We start from the raw sequence: 13,461 nt of genomic DNA, 5'->3' as shown, positions 1-13,461 counted from the left end.
CGAATGCGGCGCCGTGGCTGGCGAGATCGAGAAGGCAACCGCTGCCGAGGGCGATTATGTCGTGTGCCACTGCACCGACTGCCGCGACCTCGTCCGCCATTTCGGCCACGAAGCGCGCCTACTCGATGCCCATGGCGGGACCGCGCTCTACCAGTCGCGCTGCGCCCGGATGCGGATCGATCGGGGCCGCGAAAGGCTCGCCGAGCTGCACATGACCGAAGGGCCGACGCTGCGCTGGTACGCGAGCTGTTGCGACACGCCGCTGTTCAACACCTACCGCAACGGGCGGATCCCTTATGTCACGACGCTGCTCGCCAATTGCGACGCGGCAGCGCGGGCAAGCCTCGGTGAGCCGCTGGGCCACCTCTTCATCGGCGACGCGACGGGCGACACCAGCGGTCTCAAGCCGCTATCGATGAACCGCCTGATGCGCCGCTTCTTCCCGCGCATGATCAAGGATATCCTCAGCGGCGATCGTCGCCGCAGCGCCCTGTTCGATCCGGAGACGCTTGAGCCGATCGCAAAACCACGCCAGCTGACGCAGGCGGAAAAACACGCTCTGGGGCGCGCATGAGGCTGACCGACTGCCACAATATTGACGACTTCCGAAAACTCGCCCGGCAGCGGCTGCCTTGGCCCGTGTTCGACTACATCGATGGAGCCGCCGACGACGAGATCACCAAGGCGCGCAACACCAGCGCCTTCGACGAAGTCGATCTCGTGCCCGATGTTCTGGCCGGCGTGGCGGAGATCGACACCTCCTGCACGATCATGGGCCGCAAGAGTGCGCTGCCGCTCCTGCTCAGCCCCACTGCTCTCCAGCGTGCCTTCCACCGCGATGGCGAGCGTGCGGTGGCGCAGGCGGCGGAGAAATTCGGTGTGTGGTTCGGGATCTCGAGCCTTGCGACGCATTCGATCGAGGAGATCGCCGCGCTGACGAGCGGCCCGAAACTGTTCCAGCTCTACGTCCACAAGGACAAGGGACTCAACGCCAGCATGATTGAACGCTGCCAGGCGGCGGGCTTCGATGCGCTCGCGCTGACGGTCGACACGATCGTTTCGGGCAAGCGCGAACGCTGCCTGCGGTCGGGCTTCACCACCCCGCCCCGTTTCACCGCCAGCGCGCTGTGGAGCTACGCGACGCGGCCGCGCTGGACGCTCGACTATGTCTTCGGGCCCAAGTTCCGCCTGCCCAATCTCGACGGCCACGTGCAGGAAGGGACCGGCAAGGCAGTCAGCATCCAGGACTATTTCAACACCATGCTTGATACGGGCATGGACTGGGACACCGCCGCGCGCATCCGGCAGGACTGGGGCGGAACCTTCGCGCTGAAGGGCGTCATGAGCGCCGCCGATGCGCGCCGTGCGGTCGAGATCGGGGCCGATGCGATCTGGATCTCGAACCATGGTGGACGGCAATTGGACGGCAGCCGCGCGCCCTTTGACCAGTTGCGCGAGATCGTCGACGCGGTGGGCGGCGAAATCGAGATCGTACTCGACGGCGGCGTCGGGCGCGGAACGCATGTGCTCAAGAGCCTCGCGGCAGGTGCAACCGCCGCCTCGGGCGGTCGACTTTACCTCTATGCGCTCGCTGCGGCGGGGCAGCCGGGAGTCGAGCGCGCGATCGGCATCCTCAAGGAAGAAATCGAGCGCGGCATGCGGCTTATGGGCGTCACCTCGGTCGACCAGCTCACACCCGACCGCCTGCGCTGGCGCTAGGCCATCCGCGCGAAACAGGCGCGCAGCTCGCCGACGAACAGCTCGGGCTGCTCCCAGGCGGCGAAGTGGCCGCCCTTGTCGAGGTCGTTCCAATAGACCAGATTGGTGAGCGTCCGTTCGACCCATGCGCGCGGCGCGGGCAGGATCTCCTTCGGGAACGCGCTCACTCCGGACGGGATTGCAACCGTCCCAGCGCCGAACTTGGCGAAGCTTTCCCAATAGAGCCGTGCGGCGGAGGCCCCTGTCGCCGGCAGCCAGTAGAGCATGATATCGTCGAGCACCTGGTCCATCGACAGCGCATCCCAGGGCGACCCGTCGTTGTCGGTCCAGCAATGGATTTTTTCGAGAATCCACGCCGCGAGCCCCACTGGCGAATCCACCAGCGCGTAGCCGATCGTCTGCGGCCGCGTGCTCTGCTCTTTCGAATAGCCCGAATCCCATTCCTGATAGAAGCCGAGCGCCTGCAGGGCCTTGAGGACCTTGGGATCCTTGCTCGCCATATCCTCCGGACCGGGACGCCCGATCGGCATATTGAGGTGGATACCCCGGCACCCTGCGGGCGCGAGCTGGCCGATCGCGGTGGTCACCGCCGCACCCCAGTCACCGCCCTGCGCGACCCATTGCGCATAGCCGAGCCGCTGCATCAGCTCCGCCCATGCGCGCGCGATCCGCTCGACGCCCCAGCCCGTGGAGGAAGGCTTTTGCGAGAAGCCGTACCCAGGCAGCGAGGGCGCGACGACATGGAAGGCCAGCGCCTCGGAGTCCGAGGGCTCGGCCAGCTCGTCGATAATCCCTAGGAACTCGACCACCGACCCCGGCCAGCCATGCGTGATGACCAGCGGCAGCGCGTCCGGGCGCGAAGAGCGCTTGTGGAGGAAATGGATATCGAGCCCGTCGATCTCGGTGACGTGCTGGCCGATTGCGTTGAGCTTCGCCTCGCAGCGCCGCCAGTCGTATTCGATCCGCCAATAGGCGACGAGTTCCTTCAGCGCCGCGAGCCTCGTGCCCTGCGACCAGTCGGCGACCGGTTCCTGCTCGGGCCAGCGCGTCCGGTCGAGCCGGTCCGCGAGGCGGACGAGTTCGTCTTCGGGAATATCCAGTTCGAACGGTCTGATCTCGCCCATCGCTATCCTCCGGTCGCCTTTCGCGATGCCTCGACCACGCGCGACACGTCGGCGAGCAGGATCGTGCTGGTCGCCTTGGCCAGCACCGTCCCGTTCGCATCCTTCAAATGCCCCTCGTAGAAGCTCGTGCGCTTGCCGTGGCGCTCGACCCAGGCTTCGGCAACCACCAGTCCCGGCCGTGTCGGCGCAAAGAAGCTGACCTTCAGCTCCAGCGTCATCGGTACGATACCCTGTCCGTTCCTGGCCATCGCCGCATGCGCCATCGCGGCATCGATCCACCCGCTGATGAAGCCCCCCTGCACAACCCCGCCCGAATGGCACTGTTCGCGCTTCGCCTCGTATTCGAGGCTGGCGCGGCCTTCGGGATCGGTCGAAACGATCCGCACCAGTCCCATCGTTTCATACAGCGAATGCCCGTCAGCCATGCTTTCTCCCGTCGAACGTGAAATATAATTTCTCGCGATGCCCAAGACTGTTTTGCTTTACAACCCTGCGCCGGGCCAGCATAGCAAGCGTCATGCACAAAGAGCTCGGCCTTATCCTGCGACTTACACGCCCTTGGGCGTGATAGCTGGCGTGCCTGCACGGGTGCGCTGAGCGCCCAAGGGACCGATTTCCAACCCAGACCTTCGCAAGACCCGAGAGTTCCGATGCCCATGCTCCGCGACCCGAGCAGCAAATATTCGCCCTTTCCGCAGGTCCCCTTGAGCGACCGGCAATGGCCCACGCGCACCATCACCGCGCCGCCGCGCTGGCTTTCGACGGACTTGCGCGATGGCAACCAAGCGATCGTCGATCCGATGGATGCGCACAAGAAGACCCGCTTCTTCGACCTGCTCGTCGAAGTGGGCGTGAAGGAAATCGAAGTCGGCTTTCCCAGCGCGGGCGCTACCGAGTTCGATTTCATCTCCGGCCTCGTGCAATCGGGCCGCGTGCCCGACGACGTGCTGGTGCAGGTGCTCACCCAGAGCCGCGAAGACCTCATCCGCACCAGCTTCGCCAGCCTCACCGGCGCGCGGGCGGCGATCGTCCACCTCTACAATGCGGTGAGCCCCGCCTGGCGCGAGGTCGTATTCGGCATGACGCGGGATCAGGTGCGCGATATCGCGGTCCACGGCGCCAAGGTCATGCGCGATGAGGCGGGCAAGCAGCCCGGCACCGACTGGCATTTCCAGTATTCGCCGGAGACCTTCTCGACCGCCGAACTCGATTTCTCACTCGAGGTTTGCGAGGCGGTGATGGAAGTGCTCGCGCCCACGCCCGAGCATCCGATCATCCTCAACCTGCCTGCCACGGTCGAGGCGGCGACGCCCAATATCTACGCCGACCAGGTCGAATATTTCATCCGCAACCTGCCCAACCGCGAGAGCGCGGTGATCAGCCTCCACACCCACAACGACCGCGGCACCGGAGTGGCGGCCGCGGAGCTGGCGCTGATGGCGGGCGCCGACCGGGTAGAGGGCTGCCTGTTCGGCAATGGCGAACGCACCGGCAATTGCTGCCTGGTGACCATGGCGCTCAACATGTACACGCAAGGGGTCGATCCACGGCTCGACTTCTCTGACATCGACCGCGTCATCGAGACGGTGGAGTTCTGCAACGAACTGCCCGTACACCAGCGCCATCCCTATGGCGGCGAGCTGGTCTACACCGCCTTTTCGGGTAGCCACCAGGATGCGATCAAGAAGGGCTTTGCTGCGCTCGAGACGCAGAACGATCCGCACTGGCGCGTACCCTACCTGCCAATCGATCCCGCTGATCTGGGGCGCAGTTACGAAGCGGTCATCCGCGTCAATTCGCAGTCGGGCAAAGGCGGCTTCGCCTGGGTGCTCGAACAGGACCAGGGGCTCAAGCTGCCCAAGAAGATGCAGGCCGATTTCAGTCCTCACGTCCAGCGAATGGCCGACGAGCTCGGCCGCGAACTCAACGCTGCGGACATCTGGAGCGCCTTCAAGAGCGCCTACCACGTCCAGACGCACCCCAAGCATTTCCAGCTGGTCGATTACGAGGAGCGCCGCGCCAGCGACGGCACGCGCCTGTTCACCGGAACCATCGCAGTCGACGGCCAGGAACAGACCGTCTCGGGACGCGGCAACGGGTTGATCTCCAGCGTGCTGACGACCCTCGAGAATGCATTCGGGCTCAGTCTCGAAGTGGTCGACTACACCGAGCACGCGCTGACCACCGGCCGTGACAGCCGCGCCGCTGCCTATCTCGAATGCCGTACAGTGGATAGCCGGACGATCTGGGGCTGCGGGATCGACGAAGACATCGCCACGGCCAGCGTCCGGGCGGTGTTGAGCGCCGCAAATTCGGCCTTCGAGAAGACCTAGTTGGCGGCAGCGATGGGCTTATTCCGCGGCGGCTCGTCGATCTGGGCAAACCGCTTCAGATCCTGGGCGTGACGAACGCAATTGCGGCCCGAGGCTTTGGCCGAATAGAGCGGGCCATCGGCCGCCTGCATGGCCATCGACGTGCTACAGCGTTCGCCGATGACCGCAATGCCGATGCTCGCCGTGACCGAGAAACTCCCGCCATTGACGTCGGTCATGGCATGCTGCTGGATGGTGCGCCGCAGCCGTTCGGAAATGATCGCCGAGGATTCCAGCGCGGGGCCGACCGCAATCATCCCGAACTCTTCCCCGCCGAGCCGGGCGAAGAAGCAGTCCTGATTGGTGCTGTCGCGCATGATTTCGGCGACCTCCTTGAGGACGGAATCGCCCACCGAGTGACCGTAGGCATCATTGACGCGCTTGAAGTGATCGAGATCGATCAGGGCAAAGGCGAAGGGTTGCTTCTCGGCCACGTCGAGCCTTCCTTCCAACTCGTCGAGGAAGGCTCGACGGTTCGGCAGGCCGGTCAGGGCATCGGTGCGCGCTTCGAACGAAGCCTGTATTTCTTCGAGCTTGCGATCGGTCACGTCGCGGATGGTGACGACGTAGGCCGAGGTTTGTTGTTTCGAGGATTCGATCGCCCGGAGCTTGGCTTCGAGCCACTTCGTCTTGCCATCGCGTTCCACCGAACGCTCGACGATCTCTGTACGTCCGGGGGATTCGGCAGCGGCGTCCAGCGCATCCGACACCACTTGCTTGTCGAAATCGCTGAAGAATGCGCCGAGATGCATGCCGTCGGTGCTTTCCCGGCCGCTCAGGCGCGCGGACGCAGGAGACGCAAAGCGAATTGTCCCGTGCTGATCGAGGTGCAGCAATGCATCGTCCGAATGGTCGGCGATCAGCCGCTGCATGGCTTCGCGATCGATTAGTTCCTCGAGAAAGCGCTGTCGCTGCTTGAGCGCCACGGCCAGGGGCAGAGAGATGAGCAACAGCGTGGCTAGGTAGAACTGTACGAACAGGGCCTTTTGCCACAGGGGAATCTCGAGTTCGGCGAAAACTCCAATCTCCATGCCGAGCGAAGCCGCTGCCGCCATCGAGATCAGAAGCACAACGACCGAAGCTCCGAACCGTCCGAAGCGGAAGCTGGCGAGCACCAGCGGAACCACCGGGAAGAAGAGCGACGGGAAGGTCGACTGAAAAAATGCGATAGCAGAGATGCCGATGCTCAGCAGCATCAAGCCCGCAAAGGGCAATGTGCGACCGGCTTCGCGCAAGGGCGCAAAATTGAGCCGCCGGTAAGATTGCAGCAGCAGCGCGAGCGGCATCGCCAGCATGGTACCGAGGCCATGACCGACCAGCCACGACAGGGCGTGAGTCGCCAAATTCCCGCCGACGATCTGGCTTACGATGATGGCACCCGGAATTGCGGCGGTAGCCGGCCCTATGAGCCCAGCAAAAAAACCGAGGCTAACGATGCCGGCGGCGCTGTCTACATAGTCGCGCTCAGGCCGGAACCGCACCAGCAGCCAGGCGATGAACCAGGCTTCGAAGATATTGACCAATGCGAGCGGAAAAGCCCAGGTGGGACCGAACCCGAACAGGCTCGTCGCAAGCGTGCTGAGGGCTATCAGGATCGCTGCAGCGAGCGGATGGCGCGCACGTGGGAGCGCGAGAAACAGCGCGGCGCCGATCGCGGATCCCAGCCAGACGAGCGCCAGCCCGCCGGCGAAGCGCGTCCAGAAGATAGTAAAGGAGGTGACGCCGAAAAATACTGCGCCATAGGTGGCAATGCGCCACATTGGATGCGTCATTGGACTCCCCGTTTCGTGGTAAACAGGTACCTCGGCAAGGTTAACGGGAGTCGGGAAATCGCCTCCGTGCAGCTACTTAGGTGACCATTAGGATTTTGGAAAGGCCGTCGCCCGACGCGACGCCAAGCCGTGCCGCCACGTCGTCGGAGCAGTGGGATTTCGGCGGTATTTCAGGATGTTCGGAACAGACCTTCCGAAATGGCGGGCCCCCGCCGCGAGATTAACCTTGTCAGCCATGCCCTCCCCGTGTTCCATCGCCGCATCCGGTCACACAGGCCGGAATCGCGTTGAAGGAGCGAAGGGAGAGCGCCGCCGATGACCGAAGAAATTCTCGAACCCGATCTGCCGATCATCGACCCGCACCATCATTTGTGGGACCTGCGCCCGCTGCTGCCTTCCTTTCCCGAACCGCGCCACGATTTCCTCGAGGCGATCGCGGGCGCCTCCTACTACACCTTTGACGCGCTCCACGCCGACACGCATTCGGGCCACAAGGTAGTCGGCACGGTGTTCATGGAGTGCGGCGCCTTCTACGACGCCGGCCGCGACGAGGCGATGAAGCCGGTGGGCGAGGTCGAATTCGTCAATGGCGTCGCCGCGCAGGGGGCGAGCGGACTCTATGGCGACTATCGCCCCTGCGCCGCGATCGTCGGCCATGCCGATCTGACGCTCGGCGATGCGGTGAGGCCGGTGGTCGAAGCGCTGGTTGCAGCGGGCAACGGACGGTTCAAGGGCATTCGTCATGCCGCGGCCTGGGATGCCGATCCCGAAGTGCTCGGTCCTCCCTTTCATGCGCCCGAAGGACTCTATGGTTCGGACGCGTTCCGCGCCGGCTTTGCCGCCTATGCCGAGTACGGCCTGAGCTTCGACGCCTGGCTGCTCGAGCCGCAACTCGGCGACGTGCTCGATCTCGCCAAGGCTTTCCCCGACCAGCAGATCGTGCTCGACCATTGCGGGACGCCGCTGGGCATCGCCAGCTATTGCGGTCGGCTGCACGAGCGCTTCGATACTTGGCGCCGGTCGATCCATGCCATCGCCGAATGCCCCAATGTCGCGGTCAAACTCGGCGGCCTGGCCATGGCCTTCTGCGGACTGCCCGCGGAAGGCCCGGCCAAGGGCATGGGATCGGAGCACCTGGCAGGCCTGTGGCGGCCCTATGTGGAAACCTGCATCGAGGCTTTCGGAGCCGACCGCGCGATGTTCGAATCGAACTATCCGGTCGATCGCTGGGGCGCGAGCTACCCCGTGCTGTGGAACGCTTTCAAGCGGCTCGCCTCGGGGCACAGCGCGGACGAAAAACACGCGTTGTTCGCCGGCACGGCCGCGCGGATCTACGACATCGAGCACCTGCTTTCGACCGGCTGAGCGTTACGTAACGTCACGCTCGACAAGCCGCCCCTGCCCCCATAAGCCTCCACCGGTTTCGAAACGCAACGGAGATTGCCGCATGCCCCTGCCCGCCCCTTTCGACCGACTGCGCCTGCCGGTCATCGGCTCGCCGCTGTTCATCGTCTCCGGGCCCGAGCTGGTCATCGCGCAGTGCAAGGCGGGCATCGTCGGCAGCTTCCCCGCGCTCAACGCGCGTCCGCAGAGCCAGCTCGACGAGTGGCTCCACCAGATCACCGAGGAACTGGCGGCGCACAATCGCAACAATCCCGATCGCCCTGCGGCGCCCTATGCGGTCAACCAGATCGTCCACAAGTCGAACGACCGGCTCGAGGCCGACATGGGCACTTGCGCCAAGTGGCAGGTGCCGATGGTGATCACCTCGCTCGGCGCACGCGAGGACATCTTCCAAGCCGTCGATTCCTGGGGCGGCATCACCCTGCACGATGTGATCAACGACCGCTTCGCGCACAAGGCGATCGAAAAGGGCGCAACGGGCCTCATCCCTGTCGCCGCGGGTGCCGGCGGTCATGCCGGCGTGCTCAGCCCCTTCGCTCTGATGCAGGAAATCCGCAGCTGGTTCGACGGGCTGGTCGCGCTGTCGGGCTCAATTGCGCACGGTCGCTCGATCCTCGCGGCGCAGGCACTGGGGGCGGACTTCGCCTATATCGGTTCGCCCTGGATCGCGGCGACCGAGGCCAATGCCGACGAACGCTACAAGCAGGCGATCGTCGAAGGCCGCGCAGACGGTATCGTCTACACCAACCTCTTCACCGGCGTGCACGGCAATTACCTGCGGTCGAGCATCGAGGGCGCCGGGCTCGATCCCGACAATCTGCCGGTCAGCGATCCGAGCAAGATGAACTTCGGCAGCGGCGGCAACACCAAGGCCAAGGCGTGGAAGGACATCTGGGGTTCGGGCCAGGGCATCGGCACGGTGACCGAGACCGCGCCGGTCGAAGCCACCGTTGCCCGGCTCGAGCGCGAATATGTCGCGGCGAAGGAAGCGCTGGCCAAGGCCATCGCCTAGGCGGAGGTCGCGCCCCAGAGGAATTCCGCCATGGCGTCGAGCTCCGAGAAGTCCATCCCCTGTCCGAGCGGGTCCTTGCGACTGAGCCGCAACGGCTGGCGCTCGTCGATCAACCGCTGGCGCAAAGCCCGCTGAAGCAGCGCCAGGCGCATCAGCGCGGTTTCGGCCGCATGGCGCGGCTGGGCAAGGCTCTGGCGCGACCACTGCCGTTCGATCCGACCGACGCGATCGATGACCATCTGGTTGTAGGCGCGATGCGGACCGCGATGCAGCGGCAGGGCTAGCCGCCGCGCCGCCTCCTCACGAGCGGGCAGAAGCAGGCCATTGCGGCGAAAGTCGTCGAAACCGATCCTTTCCCGGCCAAGTGCGTCGAACAGCAAGCCGAAACAAGGCTGCCCGAGCAATTGCCGCGGCAGGAGATGGTGGCGCTGGAGCGCTGGGTCGTGCTGCGGCGTCCCGCGCCGGTTGACCGCTCGGAATGGCAATCGGGGCCGATCCCCGCAGGCCGCAGGAAGTCCCCCCTCGCCCACGCCGCCTAGAGAGGCCCGATCCTGATCAGCCGCGCGGAAGGATCGGGTTCGAGCGCAAGCGGCAAACCCTCGTCGGTCACGAATTCGTGACGCACCTCGGGCAGCTCCGCCCCAACCAGTTCGTGCACCACCCGCACCGTTAGGCGCATGGCCGCCGCGCGGTCGGCGGTCAGTGCGGGATCGACCGCCAGCTCGTAGCCCGTGAAGAAGGCTAGGCCCTCGCTAGTCAGCGTGCCGCCCTCGTCGAAATGCAGGCCGAGAAGGCCAAGCGCGGGAAACGGCCCGTCGTCCAGCCATGCCCTGATGGTCCGAACGAAGAATTGTGGCGCGATCGCAGAACGCGCCGGTCCCCAGCACACTGCTCGAAGCCCATCGAGCGTATCCGCAAGATCCGCACCGAGACCGAGGAGCGTGCGCAGGATCGGCATGCTGCTTGCTCCCGCTGCGATATGCGGACCGGGAAACAAACCGACTGCCTCCCTACCACCTGGCTCGCCGATTTCGCAGTTGTAGCGATAGGCGACATCGGGCTCGTCCAAGGCGGGTCCGGGAGCCAACCCGACCAGATCGACGGTCAGCCCGTCGACCAGAAGTTCGAGCCACCGTGTCATGTCTTCGGGCGCCGCCAAGGGACTGGCGGCATGCGTAGGACCGGCAAGTGTCGCCGGGTCGTGGCTGATCGCAACGCGGGGAATGGCGGCAAGCGCCGTCGCCACCGCTGTGCGATCTGGCCTCGCACCGCGATCGAATACCAGCATCAGGCCGGACCGAGCCGGTCTCACCTGTGCGCCGCTTCGTCCTTGTACCGTCACCCTGTCCGCCATCCTCCAGACCATCATATCTGGCGGCAATGCACGGGCGCGTCGAGCCATAGCGGGCTCTTCGCTCGAAATCGGAGGCAATACTAGAATATCCCTTGGGCGATACCTTCGGCCAGCGCCGCGCCGAGTTCGCTCGCCTTTTCGCGATCGTCGCCGTCGATGGTCTTTGCGGCGAGGATTTCCGCCGGTTCCTGCGCGTGCATCATGACGATCCACGGATCGGTCACGCGTTTCAGGCGCCAGCCCGTCGCAATCCGGTCGATCTGCCGCTGCGCCCCCTCGCCGTCCGACCCGGCGGCGATCGCCGAGGCATAGGGCCGGCCCTCGATCCGCCCGAGCACGGGGTAATAGCAGCGGTCGAACATCTCCTTCATCTCGCCGCTCATGCTGGCGAGGTTCTCGGGACAGCAAAACAAGTACCCGCCGGCAGCGAGCAAATCGTCGGGCGTGGTTTCACCGGCGCGCAGCAGGCGAGCGCCTGATCCCGCGCCCTCGGCGGCGGCGGCGGCCAGTTGCTCGCTCGCCCCGGTGCGACTATGCCAGACGATCAGGAGTGGGCCCGTGGACATGCCTCCAGCATCGGCCACGCCTGTCGATTGTCAATCGGCGCAACTTTCACCGCCCACAGCCAGAGTCTATGGTGGCCCCATGGCATCGCAGGCCCTCTCGCACGTCTTCGGCGTTTCGCAGTCGCTCACCGGGCGCGCCTGGCGCTGGCGCGGCGGCAATATGGAACTCGGCAACGGCCAGGCGCTCGGCGACGACATCGTCCGCCAGCTGCTGCTGTCGCGCGGCGTCGCGCCCGATGATATCGAGCGCCACCGCAGGCCGACGCTGCGAAATTTCCTCCCCGACCCTTCGCTGTTCCGCGATATGGACGCTGCCGCCGACCGCATCGCGCAAGCGGTCATCGCAGGCGAGACGATCACCATCTACGGCGATTATGACGTCGATGGTGCGACCAGCTCGGCACTGCTGATCCGCCTGCTGCGCGATCTCGGGGTCGAGGCTGGCTACTATATCCCCGATCGATTGCTCGAAGGCTATGGCCCTTCGGGCGAGGCGCTCGTCAGGCTCGGCGAACAGGGCTCGAGCCTGATCGTGACGGTCGACTGCGGGGCGATGGCGCACGAGGCGCTGGCCATGGCGCATGATGCCGGAATCGACGTGATCGTGGTCGATCACCACAAATGCGCTGCCGAGCTTCCCAAGACCGTGGCGCTGGTCAATCCCAACCGCCTCGACGAGGAGGACGAAGCCGCATCGCACGGCCATCTCGCCGCGGTCGGGGTCGCCTTCCTGCTCGCGATCGCGCTCGTTCGCACGCTGCGCGAGCGCGGCTATTTCGAAAGGCGCAAGGAACCCGACCTGCTCGCACTGCTCGATGTCGTGGCGCTGGGGACGGTGGCCGATGTCGCCGCGCTCCACGGGCTCAACCGGGCCTTCGTGGCGCAGGGGCTCAAGGTCATGGCCCGGCGTGAGAGTATCGGCATGGCCGCGCTGATCGATGCGAGCCGCCTGAAGCGCGCGCCCGCCTGTTCCGATCTCGGATTCGCGCTCGGACCGCGGATAAATGCCGGCGGACGGGTCGGCGAATCGACGCTCGGCGTCCGCCTGCTGACCACGCAGGACCCGGAGGAGGCCCGCGAGATCGCGGCGCAGCTTTCCGCGCTCAACGAGGAACGCCGCGCGATCGAAGCGGAGGTGCAGGAAGCCGCGGAGGAGCAGCTCGCCGCGCAGCACAACCGCGCGGTGCATCTGCTCGCCGGCGAAGGCTGGCACCCGGGCGTCATCGGCATCGTCGCCGGACGGATCAAGGAGAAGACCGGCAAGCCCTCGCTTGTCGTCGCGCTCGACGGCGAGACCGGCAAGGGCTCGGGACGTTCGATCGCCGGCGTCGATCTTGGTGCCGCGATCATCCGTGCGCGCGACGAGGGCCTGCTCGTCGCGGGCGGCGGCCACGCCATGGCGGCGGGCCTGACCGTCGCGAGCGAGCGGATCGAAGACCTCGCCGAATGGCTCGACACGACGCTCGAAGCGCAGGTCGCGCGCGCCTCGGCAGGCCGTGAGATGGCGCTCGACCTGGCGGTCGCGCCGGGCGGTCTGACGCCAGAACTGGTCGAATCGCTCGAAGGCGCCGGCCCCTACGGCGTCGGCTGGCCCGGACCGCGCGTGGCAGTCGGCCCCGTACGGCTGGTCAAATGCGATATCGTCGGCACCGACCACGTCCGGCTGATCGCTGCGGGCGACGACGGCAAGAGCTTCAAGGGCATCGCCTTCCGCGCCGCGGAGAGCGACATGGGCCAGGCCTTGCTGCACGGCGCGCGCGGCCGCCGGCTGTGGCTCGCCGGACGCGTGAAGATCGACGATTGGGGCAGCCGCCCGCAGGCGGAGTTGCACCTCGAAGACGCCGCTTGGGCCGATTGACGAAATTGCGTGCATTCGAGGCTTGACGCCTCGCAGCCCCACGCCTAATTGGCCCGCCACGCCACCGACCCGCTCAGCGGGTGTGGCCCGTTCGTCTAGCGGTTAGGACGCGGCCCTTTCACGGCTGAAACACGGGTTCGATTCCCGTACGGGTCACCACGGTGGCGGTATTGCATTTGCAATCCGCACAAAAGTGCCACGGCTGTGGCCCGTTCGTCTAGCGGTTAGGACGCGGCCCTTTCACGGCTGAAACACGGGTTCGATTCCCGTACGGGTCACC

Annotated in this window: 12 protein-coding genes and 2 tRNA genes; 8 read left to right on the top strand and 6 right to left on the bottom strand. The window is 65.7% G+C overall.

Features of this window, described 5'->3' with window-relative positions:
* Window positions 1–13: 13 nt before the first annotated feature.
* Together K3181_RS14240 and K3181_RS14235 are read left to right on the top strand one after the other, a co-directional pair.
* A complete protein-coding gene (locus K3181_RS14240; RefSeq protein WP_345725514.1) occupies window positions 14–574 on the top strand; it encodes a DUF6151 family protein in 561 nt (186 codons plus the stop codon).
* Window positions 571–1,719 (top strand): alpha-hydroxy acid oxidase, encoded by a 1,149-nt coding sequence (locus tag K3181_RS14235; RefSeq protein ID WP_221603794.1) that lies wholly within the window; start codon window positions 571–573, stop codon window positions 1,717–1,719. Before K3181_RS14240 ends, K3181_RS14235 begins: the two co-directional genes overlap by 4 nt.
* Here the strand turns inward: K3181_RS14235 and K3181_RS14230 are convergent.
* Complete coding sequence (locus tag K3181_RS14230) at window positions 1,716–2,843, bottom strand: epoxide hydrolase family protein (protein ID WP_221603793.1); 1,128 nt, start codon at window positions 2,841–2,843, stop codon at window positions 1,716–1,718. The genes K3181_RS14235 and K3181_RS14230 overlap by 4 nt on opposite strands.
* Before the next feature lie 2 nt (window positions 2,844–2,845).
* Window positions 2,846–3,268 (bottom strand): PaaI family thioesterase, encoded by a 423-nt coding sequence (locus K3181_RS14225; RefSeq protein ID WP_221603792.1) that lies wholly within the window; start codon window positions 3,266–3,268, stop codon window positions 2,846–2,848.
* Window positions 3,269–3,493: 225 nt separating this feature from the next.
* Here K3181_RS14225 and leuA point away from each other — a divergent pair, with 225 nt between their 5' ends.
* Window positions 3,494–5,176 carry a 2-isopropylmalate synthase gene (leuA, locus tag K3181_RS14220; protein ID WP_221603791.1) on the top strand — a complete coding sequence of 561 codons (1,683 nt, stop codon included), beginning with the start codon at window positions 3,494–3,496 and terminating at the stop codon, window positions 5,174–5,176.
* Here leuA and K3181_RS14215 read toward each other — a convergent pair.
* On the bottom strand, window positions 5,173–6,987 hold the full coding sequence (locus K3181_RS14215; protein WP_221603790.1) for a sensor domain-containing diguanylate cyclase: 1,815 nt from the start codon (window positions 6,985–6,987) through the stop codon (window positions 5,173–5,175). The two genes, leuA and K3181_RS14215, sit on opposite strands and share 4 nt — an antisense overlap.
* Window positions 6,988–7,302: 315 nt before the next feature.
* On the opposite strand from K3181_RS14215, the gene K3181_RS14210 reads away from it, so the two are divergent.
* The gene (locus K3181_RS14210; protein ID WP_221603789.1) at window positions 7,303–8,352 is read left to right on the top strand and encodes an amidohydrolase family protein; all 1,050 of its coding nucleotides are present in this window, start codon (window positions 7,303–7,305) and stop codon (window positions 8,350–8,352) included.
* A gap of 82 nt (window positions 8,353–8,434) precedes the next feature.
* A complete protein-coding gene (locus K3181_RS14205; protein ID WP_221603788.1) occupies window positions 8,435–9,403 on the top strand; it encodes an NAD(P)H-dependent flavin oxidoreductase in 969 nt (322 codons plus the stop codon).
* On the opposite strand, the gene K3181_RS14200 is transcribed toward K3181_RS14205, so the two are convergent.
* The 3 genes from K3181_RS14200 to K3181_RS14190 form a co-directional block, all read right to left on the bottom strand.
* On the bottom strand, window positions 9,400–9,888 hold the full coding sequence (locus K3181_RS14200; protein ID WP_221603787.1) for an AHH domain-containing protein: 489 nt from the start codon (window positions 9,886–9,888) through the stop codon (window positions 9,400–9,402). The genes K3181_RS14205 and K3181_RS14200 overlap by 4 nt on opposite strands.
* 50 nt (window positions 9,889–9,938) lie before the next feature.
* Complete coding sequence (locus K3181_RS14195) at window positions 9,939–10,691, bottom strand: hypothetical protein (protein ID WP_221603786.1); 753 nt, start codon at window positions 10,689–10,691, stop codon at window positions 9,939–9,941.
* A 146-nt stretch (window positions 10,692–10,837) separates the two neighbouring features.
* Window positions 10,838–11,323 (bottom strand): flavodoxin family protein, encoded by a 486-nt coding sequence (locus K3181_RS14190; RefSeq protein WP_221603785.1) that lies wholly within the window; start codon window positions 11,321–11,323, stop codon window positions 10,838–10,840.
* A gap of 79 nt (window positions 11,324–11,402) precedes the next feature.
* On the opposite strand from K3181_RS14190, the gene recJ reads away from it, so the two are divergent.
* From recJ to K3181_RS14175, 3 genes are all read left to right on the top strand, one after another.
* Window positions 11,403–13,181: a single-stranded-DNA-specific exonuclease RecJ gene (gene recJ / locus K3181_RS14185; RefSeq protein ID WP_221603784.1), complete on the top strand. Its 1,779-nt coding sequence runs from the start codon at window positions 11,403–11,405 to the stop codon at window positions 13,179–13,181.
* 84 nt (window positions 13,182–13,265) lie between these two features.
* Window positions 13,266–13,340: transfer RNA gene (locus tag K3181_RS14180), tRNA-Glu, on the top strand.
* A 47-nt stretch (window positions 13,341–13,387) separates the two neighbouring features.
* A tRNA-Glu gene (locus tag K3181_RS14175) sits at window positions 13,388–13,459 on the top strand.
* Window positions 13,460–13,461: the final 2 nt, after the last annotated feature.

Origin of the sequence: Qipengyuania mesophila (genome assembly GCF_019711655.1) — a bacterium.
Taxonomy (GTDB): Bacteria; Pseudomonadota; Alphaproteobacteria; order Sphingomonadales; family Sphingomonadaceae; genus Qipengyuania; species Qipengyuania mesophila.
Note: the sequence above shows the minus strand (reverse complement) of the source record. Positions and strands in the feature narration are given on the sequence as shown.

Excerpts from the sequence above, each read along its gene's own strand:
- K3181_RS14235 (WP_221603794.1), top strand. The coding sequence starts at position 571 with ATGAGGCTGACCGACTGCCACAATATTGACGACTTCCGAAAACTCGCC.
- K3181_RS14230 (WP_221603793.1), bottom strand. The coding sequence starts at position 2,843 with ATGGGCGAGATCAGACCGTTCGAACTGGATATTCCCGAAGACGAACTC.
- K3181_RS14225 (WP_221603792.1), bottom strand. The coding sequence starts at position 3,268 with ATGGCTGACGGGCATTCGCTGTATGAAACGATGGGACTGGTGCGGATC.
- leuA (WP_221603791.1), top strand. The coding sequence starts at position 3,494 with ATGCCCATGCTCCGCGACCCGAGCAGCAAATATTCGCCCTTTCCGCAG.
- K3181_RS14215 (WP_221603790.1), bottom strand. The coding sequence starts at position 6,987 with ATGACGCATCCAATGTGGCGCATTGCCACCTATGGCGCAGTATTTTTC.
- K3181_RS14210 (WP_221603789.1), top strand. The coding sequence starts at position 7,303 with ATGACCGAAGAAATTCTCGAACCCGATCTGCCGATCATCGACCCGCAC.
- K3181_RS14205 (WP_221603788.1), top strand. The coding sequence starts at position 8,435 with ATGCCCCTGCCCGCCCCTTTCGACCGACTGCGCCTGCCGGTCATCGGC.
- K3181_RS14195 (WP_221603786.1), bottom strand. The coding sequence starts at position 10,691 with ATGCTGGTATTCGATCGCGGTGCGAGGCCAGATCGCACAGCGGTGGCG.
- K3181_RS14190 (WP_221603785.1), bottom strand. The coding sequence starts at position 11,323 with ATGTCCACGGGCCCACTCCTGATCGTCTGGCATAGTCGCACCGGGGCG.
- recJ (WP_221603784.1), top strand. The coding sequence starts at position 11,403 with ATGGCATCGCAGGCCCTCTCGCACGTCTTCGGCGTTTCGCAGTCGCTC.